General features: G+C 74.7%; 8 protein-coding genes. 4 read left to right on the forward strand and 4 right to left on the reverse strand.

Annotated elements, in window-relative coordinates:
• Positions 1 to 365: aldo/keto reductase (locus I5E_RS02825; protein ID WP_022905652.1), on the forward strand; the 365-nt coding region annotated here is incomplete at its 5' end.
• Between the two features lie 96 nt (positions 366 to 461).
• Here I5E_RS02825 and I5E_RS02830 read toward each other — a convergent pair.
• Together I5E_RS02830 and pyrE are read right to left on the reverse strand one after the other, a co-directional pair.
• Positions 462 to 2,702 carry a septum formation family protein gene (locus I5E_RS02830; RefSeq protein ID WP_022905653.1) on the reverse strand — a complete coding sequence of 747 codons (2,241 nt, stop codon included), beginning with the start codon at positions 2,700 to 2,702 and terminating at the stop codon, positions 462 to 464.
• Complete coding sequence (pyrE, locus tag I5E_RS02835; RefSeq protein ID WP_022905654.1) at positions 2,699 to 3,250, reverse strand: orotate phosphoribosyltransferase; 552 nt, start codon at positions 3,248 to 3,250, stop codon at positions 2,699 to 2,701. Before pyrE ends, I5E_RS02830 begins: the two co-directional genes overlap by 4 nt.
• Before the next feature lie 85 nt (positions 3,251 to 3,335).
• Between pyrE and I5E_RS02840 the strand changes: the two genes are divergently transcribed.
• A complete protein-coding gene (locus tag I5E_RS02840; protein WP_022905655.1) occupies positions 3,336 to 5,003 on the forward strand; it encodes a hypothetical protein in 1,668 nt (555 codons plus the stop codon).
• Between the two features lie 77 nt (positions 5,004 to 5,080).
• Positions 5,081 to 6,418 carry a M23 family metallopeptidase gene (locus I5E_RS24150; protein WP_049973427.1) on the forward strand — a complete coding sequence of 446 codons (1,338 nt, stop codon included), beginning with the start codon at positions 5,081 to 5,083 and terminating at the stop codon, positions 6,416 to 6,418.
• Here I5E_RS24150 and I5E_RS02850 read toward each other — a convergent pair.
• Positions 6,415 to 7,296, reverse strand: coding sequence for an aminoglycoside 3'-phosphotransferase (locus tag I5E_RS02850; RefSeq protein WP_022905656.1), 882 nt, complete (start codon positions 7,294 to 7,296; stop codon positions 6,415 to 6,417). The two genes, I5E_RS24150 and I5E_RS02850, sit on opposite strands and share 4 nt — an antisense overlap.
• Entirely contained in the window at positions 7,293 to 7,880 is a 588-nt protein-coding gene (locus tag I5E_RS21045) for an Asp23/Gls24 family envelope stress response protein (protein ID WP_083857845.1), read from the reverse strand. The genes I5E_RS02850 and I5E_RS21045 overlap by 4 nt, the downstream gene beginning before the upstream one ends.
• Positions 7,881 to 8,009: 129 nt before the next feature.
• Between I5E_RS21045 and I5E_RS02860 the strand changes: the two genes are divergently transcribed.
• A partial coding sequence (locus I5E_RS02860) for an exodeoxyribonuclease III (protein ID WP_022905658.1) occupies positions 8,010 to 8,565 on the forward strand: 556 nt, incomplete at its 3' end.

Below are 8,565 nucleotides of genomic sequence, written 5' to 3' on the forward strand. Positions count from 1 at the left end.
GCCGCGACCGAGCACCTCGGGGTGTCCCCTACTTCGCGCTCGCGGCCGCTTTCCTGACGGGCAAGTATCGCACGGCCGAGGACGTCGCCGGCAGGGACCGCGAGGGCCAGGTCTCGGGCTACTTCAACGAGGCGGGCCTCGCCGTGGTCAACGCCCTCGCGACGATCGCCGCGGACCGCTCGACCGAGGTCGCGACCGTCGCCCTCGCGTGGCTGCAGGCCCAGCCGGACGTCGTCGCGCCGATCGCCAGCGCGCGGAACACCGAGCAGCTGCCGGCGCTCCTGGCCTCGGCGGAGCTCGAGCTCAGCGCGGACGAGCTCCGGACGCTCGACGAGGTGTCGTCGAAGGTCTCCGCCCGCGCGTGAGACGCCGGCCGCTGGCCGCGCCGGAACGACATCGTCGACGTCGTACGACATCGGTGGTGTCGTTCCGGGTCGGTCAGCCCGCCGGGACCGCAGCCCCTAGGCGTTCGGCGCGACCGAGCCCGTCATGGTGCCGCCCGACGACCGGGTCACGAAGCACGAGATGAACGTGTCGCCCTGGTCCCACGTCGCCTGGTCCGGCGCGTACGACCCCTGCACCTGCACGTCGCCGTAGGCCGCCGCGGCAGCCGTGTCGAGCGCCTCGGACGTCTGGCACCGCTCGGCCGCCTGGGACGCGAGGTCGTCCGGCCCCGGCCACTGGTTCGCCGACACCTGCAGGCGTGCGGTGAGCTGGGCGAGGTGCGGGCTCTGGCAGTCCACGACGGTGTAGGTCTGCGCCCACGCGTTGGTGAACGGTGACAGGCACTCGCCGCCCGCGAGGTCGGTCCAGGCGTGTTCCCCCGGGCCCGCCGGGGTCGTGGCGAACTGCAGGGTCTGCAGGGTGTTCGACGACGGTGCCGCGGACGCCGGCGACGACGAGGCCGCCTTCGGGGACGACGACGCCGACGCGGCCGAGGTCGACGTCGGTGCCGGGGTGCGCTCCTCGATCGAGTTGCCGAGGATCCACTTCGTCAGGGCGAACACGGCGACGAGCAGCACGATGATGAGCGCGATCGAGCCCCAGACGAGCAGCAGCTTCCCGCGTCGGCCCTCGTTCCGGAGCTTCGCGAAGCCCTCGTTGATGAAGTTGTCGCGGTCGCCACCGCCGTCGCCACCGCCGGCGGACGCTGCGGCTGCCGCTGCCGCTGCGGGTGCAACCGGCGTGCGGCCTGGACCGGGTGCGTGCGCGGGCGTGGCCCCGACGGCCGGCATCATGCGCGTGCCGGTGTCGTGCGGGTCGTAGCCGGTCCCGCCGAGCTGCCCGACCGCCTCGGTCCCGAAGAGGTCCTTGATGGCGCTCGTGTCGCTCGTCTCGCGGCCGTCCCACTCGGACTGGTCGAGGTCGTCCGGCGCGGCCGCCGGGAGCGGTGCCGCGTCGTCCGCGTGCGCCGTCGGCTCGTGGCCACGGATCCCCATCACGGCGTCGAGGTCCTGCCCGACCGCCGGTGGCAGGTGCGCCGGGTAGGCGGCGGGCTCCGGTTCCGAGGTAGCCGGTTCGACGAGCGGCGGGGCCGCCGTCGGCGGGACGGTGCCGTCGGGCTCGGCCCACCACGGCGTCCCGGCGACGGGCAGTGCGGTGGTCGGCGCGTCGGACGGGAGGCGCGGGTCGTCCTCCGACCCGTCCGTCCGGTCGTCGAGGTGGCCCGGCACCACGGGGGCGGACGGCCCGAGGGCGGGCGGCGGTGCGGGTGCGGGAACGGGCGCGACGGTCGGTGCGGCAGCCGCCGCGCCGACGATGGGCGTCCCGTCGACCGGGGTCGGCAGCTCACCGGCGACGACGTCGTCGTCCGACTCGTCCGCCTCGTCCGCCAGGCTCCAGCGACCACCGGCGAGCGCCGTGGTGTCGAACGCGTTCGTCGTCAGCGTCGCCGGGACCTCGCCGGGCTCGTCGTCGCGGATGGCCCAGTCGAACGGTCGTTCGTCGCCGGCCGTGCCCTCGACGTCGCCGCCGGCGGTCCGGAGCAGCTCGGTGAAGCTCGGGGGCTCGTCGGTGGGCGGCAGGACGTTCTCGACGCCGAGCGGTCGGGGTACGACCGGGGCTGCCGGGACGGCCGGCGCGGCGGTCGGCTCGGCGGGAACGGCCGTGCGCGGACCGGTGGCCCGCCCGAGCCAGTCGACGTCCTCGCGCCCGGCGCCGAACGGGTCGGTGCGGCGCCGTTCCTCGTCGATCGCGCGGTTCTCGGCGGCGCGCTCGTCGCGGTGCGACCGGGCCGTCGGCAGGCTGATCGACGAGGGGTGCGGCGCGGTGGAGGGCGGCGGGACCGGTGCTGCGGCGGGGATGCGGTCGGAGAGCGTCGCCCGTTCGTGCTCGGCCTCGGCCTGGGGGTTCTCGGACGGCGCCTCGAGCTGTTCGGGCATCGAGATCGCCTGGGTGGCGTCGTCCTCGTCGGCGGACGACGGCGTCGCGCGGACCTCGGGCTCTTCGGCGGTCACCGGCTCGAAGGGTTCCGGCAGGGGCGCGCCGGTCTCGCGCGCGGACTTCTCGGCCTCGCGCCGCTCGCGGCGCGAGGGCCAGTCGTCCGCGCCCCGCGGCGCACCGAAGATGTCGGCGGCGCTGCGGAGACCGTGGAACGGAGCGTCCGGGACGGAACCGCGCCGCGCCTCCAGTCCGTCGTCCCCGTCTGCGGGTCCGGCGGTCTGGTCGGGCTCGTGCGCGTCGTCCGGACGCTCCTCGGTCATGCGGAGAGCCCCAGGTCGGCCAGTCCGATCGCGGCGAAGTAGGGGTACCCGGCGGCCTCGATCTTCTCCTTGGCGCCGGTGTCGCGGTCGACCACGACGGCCACGGCGGCGATGATCGCGCCCTCGCGCTCCAGTGCCTCGGCGGCCTTGAGCGGCGAACCGCCGGTCGTCGAGGTGTCCTCGAGCACGATCACGCGCTTGCCCGCGAGGTCCGGACCCTCGACCTGCTTGCCGCGGCCGTGGTCCTTCGGCTCCTTGCGCACGACGAAGGCGTCGTACGCGAGCCCGCGGGCGGCGGCCTGGTGGAGCACGGCGCTGGCGATGGGGTCGGCGCCCATGGTGAGCCCGCCGACCGCGGCGACGTCCGGGACCTGGCCGATGAGGTCGGTCATGACCTGGCCGATGAGCGGGGCGACACGGTGGTCCAGGCTCACCTTGCGGAGGTCGATGTAGTACGTCGCCTTCTTCCCGCTGGTGAGGGTGAAGTCTCCGTGGAACACCGCTTCGTCCGTGATGAACTGGATGAGCTGGTCGCGCGCGTCGGTCACAGCCCACAAGGGTAGCCGGTCGTCCCCGGAGCGCGCTGCCCCGCGTGGGTGGGGCGCTCCGAGCCTCGGTCGGTACGCTCCGGTCATGCCCTCCGACGCGCGCCCCGTCACCGAGGTGACGCGCGGGACCGACGGCGCCGGGCGGCCCGCTCGGGGGCGTGCGGTCGGCCAGGAGGCGCTCGGTGCGCTGGTCGCGCTGGCCCTGTCCGTCATCGCCCTGCGTCACGTCGTCGCGACCCCGAGGGTCACCCTGCTCTGGTACGACGGCGACTCGGTGCTGCTGCCGCTCGTCCGCCGCTCGATGGAGCTCGGGCAGCCGTTCGAGTGGGCGATGTCCCCGGCGCTGTTCTTCTTCCCCGAGCTGCCGGTCTACCTGCTGTGCGCCCTCGTGACCGCGACGCCGCAGCAGGCCCTCGCGCTGAACGGCGTCCTCGTGCTGCTGGCCGTCTACGCCCTCGTGCGCGCGGCCGCGAACGAGCTCATGCCGGCGGCTCGACGCTCGGCACGGATCGCGGTGTCCGCCGTGGCGCTCGGGTTCGTGACGCTCCTGGTGCTCACCGAGTCCTCGGCGACGGCGACCTCGCTGGAGCTCGCGTCCCTGCTCCTCACGACGACGTACTACTACGGGGCGGTCCTGGCGATGCTCGGCACCGCGGTCCTGGTGCTCCGCGCGGTGCGGACCGGGCGGGCGTCCGTGCCGGTCCTCGTCGTGCTGGGCCTCGTCGCCGCCTGCACGACCGCGTCGAACCCGCTGTACGTGCCGTGGTCGGCGGCGCCGGTCGTGGTGACGCTGGTGCTCCTCGCGCTCGCACGCCGACTGCCCTGGCGCCTGGTCGCGGTGCTCGCGGGCACGGTGACGGTGGGCTCGGTCGTCGGGTACCTGCTGCGGATCCCGCTCCGGCCGTTCGTCTCCCTCGACCCGTCGACCTACGTCCAGCCGTCGCGTGCCGGCGAGACCCTCGGGTTCTTCGCCGCGCTCACGGACGACCGCGCGGGGTCGGCCGCGGGGGACGCGGGTCTGCTCCTGCTGCTCGTGGGCGTCCTCCTGTCGGTCGGCGGGACCGTGTGGGCGTGGCGGGTCCGGACGTCACGGACGGTCCTCGTCGCCGCCGCGCTCCCCCTCGTCACCGTCGTGGCCGTGTCGGTCGGGGTGGTCGTCGCCGGTTCGGAGACCCCGCGGTACCTCGAGCCGATCGTGACGGCGCCGCTCCTCGCCCTGGTCGCGGTCGCCGAGCTCGCCCGCACCGCCGTCCGCCGGACCCAGGTGCACCGGCCACGGCGCGGCATCCGGGCCGTGCTCGCCCTCGCTGCCGCCGGGGTCCTGCTCACCGGGGTCGCCACCGCGCCGAGCACCCTCCGCGCGGTCGTCGACGCACGCTCGGACCCGGCCGCCTGCCTGGACCGCTGGGCCGGGGGACGGGACGTCGTGGGCGTCGGGCAGTTCTGGACCGTCCGCCCCCTCGCGACCTACGCGTCCACGAACGTGCAGCTGCTGCAGGTGCGGGACACGTTCCAGACCTACCCGTGGCTCGTCGACCTCGGCGCGTACCGCGACGCCGCCCCGACCTTCGTCGTGATCGGGTCCGGCGACGTCTGGACGACCGCCGTCGAGGACTCCCTCGGGCCGCCCGCGACGATCACGCACTGCGCCGGGTTCGACGTCTACGACTACGCCGGGACGGCCGGGGCCGCCGTGCTGCAGCGGGACGTCGTCGACAGCGCCGACGCCATCCGGCGGGAACGCGGGTTCTGAACGCCCGCCCTGCGAAGTTCTCCACAGCCGCGCGGCGACGACCCGTCGTGCCTGAACGGATGTATAGGCTCGGGTGCGTGACTCGTCCCCCAAGCCACCCGCGTCGCCGTGCCGCCGTCCGCCTCCGTCTCGCCGCCACCGCGCTCGCGCTCGCGGGCCTGGTCGGCACGGTGGTGCTCGACGCCCCGGTGGCGAGCGCGGCGACCTACCCCTCGTGGGACGAGGTGATGGCCGCGCGCGGGCAGGAGTCCGCCAAGCAGGACCAGATCACCGAGATCCGGGGCATCATCTCCGGGCTCTCCAGCAAGGTGAAGGCGGCCGAGGCCGAGGCCCAGCGCCTCGGCACCGAGTTCTTCGAGGCGCAGGGCAAGGCGCAGGACGCCGCCGAGAAGGAGCAGCGACTCCGCGCCGACGCCGACGAGCACACCGAGACCGCCGAGCAGAGCGCCGCCCAGGCGGGACAGTTCGCGGCGCAGATGGCCCGGTCCGGTGGATCCGACGTCACGGCGTCCGTCATCTCCGGCGGCCAGGACGCCAGTGACCTCCTCTACAACCTCGGTGCGCTGAGCAAGCTCTCGGAGCAGGCCGAACGCGTCGAGGCGGCAGCCACGGCCGACGCCGCCGTCGCCCGCTCCCTCACCGACCAGGCCGACCGTGCGTCCGAGGCGCTCGCCGACCTCGCTGCCGAGGCCGAGCGCCGCATGCAGGCGTCCCAGGCCGCGGCCGACAAGGTGCAGGCCGCCTACGACGAGCAGCAGTCGAACAAGGCCCGCCTCGACGCCCAGCTCGCGACGCTGACCTCCGGCCGCGTCCGGACCGAGGCCGAGTTCGCCAAGGGCGAGGCCGTGCGCAAGGCGGCAGAGGAGAAGGCTGCGCGCGAGGCGTACCTGCGCGCGCTCGCCGCTCAGCGCGCGGCCGCCGCGGCGAACAGCGGTGGCGGTGGCGGCGGTGGCAGCACGGGCAGCAGCGGCTCCGGCGCCAGCGGATCGCCCGGTTCCGGTTCGGGCACCGGGTGGGTCCGGCCGGCGAGTGGCTACGTCATCAGCCCCTACGGGTACCGCGTGCACCCGATCTACGGCTCCGTCATCAAGCACGACGGTGCGGACCTGGCGAGCGGCTGCTCGACGCCCATCGTCGCGGCGGCCGCGGGCACCGTCGACTACGCCGGCTGGTACGGCGGGTACGGCAACTACGTCCGGATCAGCCACGGCGGTGGCGTGCAGACCGCGTACGGGCACATCGTGAACGGCGGGTTCCGCGTCAGCCCCGGGCAGCGGGTCTCGGCCGGGCAGCTGATCGCGCTCGTCGGCTCCACCGGCAACTCGACGGGCTGCCACACGCACTTCGAGGTGCACGTGAACGGCGCCACCGTCGACCCGGTGCCGTTCATGCAGGCGCGGGGCGTGGCCTTCTAGTCGTCCCGCCCGGCGGCCGTGTCGACGCCGTCGCTGACCGCCTCGACCCCGTCGCCGCCGTCCGCTGACGTCTCCACGCCGTCGTCGTCCAGGTTCCACAGCGCCCGGTACCAGGCGGTCCGCTCCTCGTCGAGCGGGACTCCGTACGCCTCGTGGAAGAGCCCCTCCCACCCGGGGCCGTAGTTCCAGCCGAGCGCCATCGTCGCCACACCGAGGTCCGCCCACCGGTCGGCGATCCCCAGGGCGTCGAGGTCCACGTGCCCGGCGAACCGTCCGTCGGCACCGATCAGGGTGTTCGGCGTGCAGGGGTCGCCGTGGCACACCACGACGCGGTCCACGGCCGGCTCGGGGCCGAGCGCGTCCGGATCGGCCCCGGCGGCGCGGGCGCGTCCGGCCCGCTGCACGGAGGACCACTCGAACGGGCAGTCCAGCACGGGCAGCGTGTCGTGCAGTGCCCGGAGGCCCTCGCCGGCCGCGATGACGGCCGTCCGGGGCTCGTCGTGCCACCGCGGATCGACCGCGCTCCACCCGGGGAGTGCCCGCGTGCGCAGCCAGACCCCCTCGTCGTCGACGCCGTGGTCGAGGAGCTCCGGCACCGTCGCGTACCGGGACGCCCACGTCAGCCGGGCGGCCTCGCCGACGATCCACGACGCGTAGGCGTGCGGCAGGACCTTGACGTACTCCTCGGCACGCCCGTCCTCGCCGATGCGGAAGGTCCGGCCGCCGATCTCGTTGATCCACACGGCCTGCACCGGTCGCCCCCGTGCCGCGGAGCGCACGACCGACGGCACCACGACGTCACCCCGTGCACGGGTCAGCCCGTCGATCGCCCGAGGGCCGCCGCTGCCTCGTCGTGCGGCACCGCCGACGGTGGTCACCGGGCGCGACCGCGGGTGGCGTCCGTGCCGTCGACGTCCCGGTCGAGGACCGGGACTCCCACCTCCGCGCCGTCGACGTCCCCGTCGAGGGCCGCGACCCACACGTCCGTGACCACGACGTCGACCGACACGACCTCGAGGCCGACGAACTCGGTGACGGCGGTGGCGACGGCCGTCCGCACCGCCTCGGCGACGGCCGGGATCGGCCTCGGGTGGTCCACGACGATCGTGAGCTCGATCGCGGCGCGCTCGTCGCCGACCTCGACGCGGACACCCTGTCCGAGCGCGCTCGACCAGGACCCACCACGGCCGAGGGCGCTCGATGCGATCGCGTCCCGGACCGCACCGAACGCCCGGGTCGCGGCTCCGCCGAGTGCGTGGACCCCGGGGACGGTGGCGGCGGCGATGCCGGCGACCTTCGCGACGACGCTGTCGTCGATGATGGTCCGTCCCTCGGTGGCCGCCCGCGTCGTCGTGGCCGTCGCGGACCCCGCCACGCCGGTCGGCGTCGCGGTCGCGGTCCCCGCCACGCCGGCCCGCGTCGTGGCCGCAGTCCCCGCCACGCCGGTCGTCGTCGATGCCATGCGTCCCTCCGGAGGGGTCTCGTCGTGCTCGTCGTGTCCGTCCACCGAACACCATCGTGCCGTGCCCCGCCCGCCCCGTGGCCCCGGCACGCGGACGGCGCCCGGCTGGCCCACGGTAGGTTCGGACCCATGCGCGTGGCGACCTGGAACGTGAACTCCGTCCGCACCCGAGTGGGTCGGATCGTCGACTGGCTGGTGCGCGAGGACGTCGACGTCCTCGGCATGCAGGAGATCAAGTGCAAGCCCGAGCAGTTCCCCTTCGAGGCGTTCGAGGCTGCCGGCTACCAGGTCGAGGCGCACGGCCTGAACCAGTGGAACGGCGTCGCCTTCGCCAGCCGGCTCCCGCTCGAGGACGTCACCCGCGACTTCCCCGGCCAGCCCGGCTTCCTCAAGGGGCACGAGGGACCCGACCTGCCGGTGGAGGCCCGTGCCATGGGTGTCACGGTCGACGGCGTCCGGCTGTGGAGCCTCTACGTGCCGAACGGCCGCGAGCTGGGCGACCCGCACTACACGTACAAGCTCGACTGGCTCGGACAGCTCGCCGACCGCACGTCCGAGTGGCTCCGTGCCGAGCCGGACACACCGCTGGCGCTCATGGGCGACTGGAACGTGGCGCCGCTCGACTCCGACGTGTGGGACGTCGCCGTGTTCGAGGGCCACACGCACGTCAGCGAGCCGGAACGTG

It is taken from the genome of Curtobacterium sp. B18 (assembly GCF_000333375.1).
Taxonomy (GTDB): Bacteria; Actinomycetota; Actinomycetes; order Actinomycetales; family Microbacteriaceae; genus Curtobacterium.

Excerpts from the sequence above, each read along its gene's own strand:
- I5E_RS02830 (WP_022905653.1), bottom strand. The coding sequence starts at position 2,702 with ATGACCGAGGAGCGTCCGGACGACGCGCACGAGCCCGACCAGACCGCC.
- I5E_RS21045 (WP_083857845.1), bottom strand. The coding sequence starts at position 7,880 with ATGGCATCGACGACGACCGGCGTGGCGGGGACTGCGGCCACGACGCGG.
- I5E_RS02840 (WP_022905655.1), top strand. The coding sequence starts at position 3,336 with ATGCCCTCCGACGCGCGCCCCGTCACCGAGGTGACGCGCGGGACCGAC.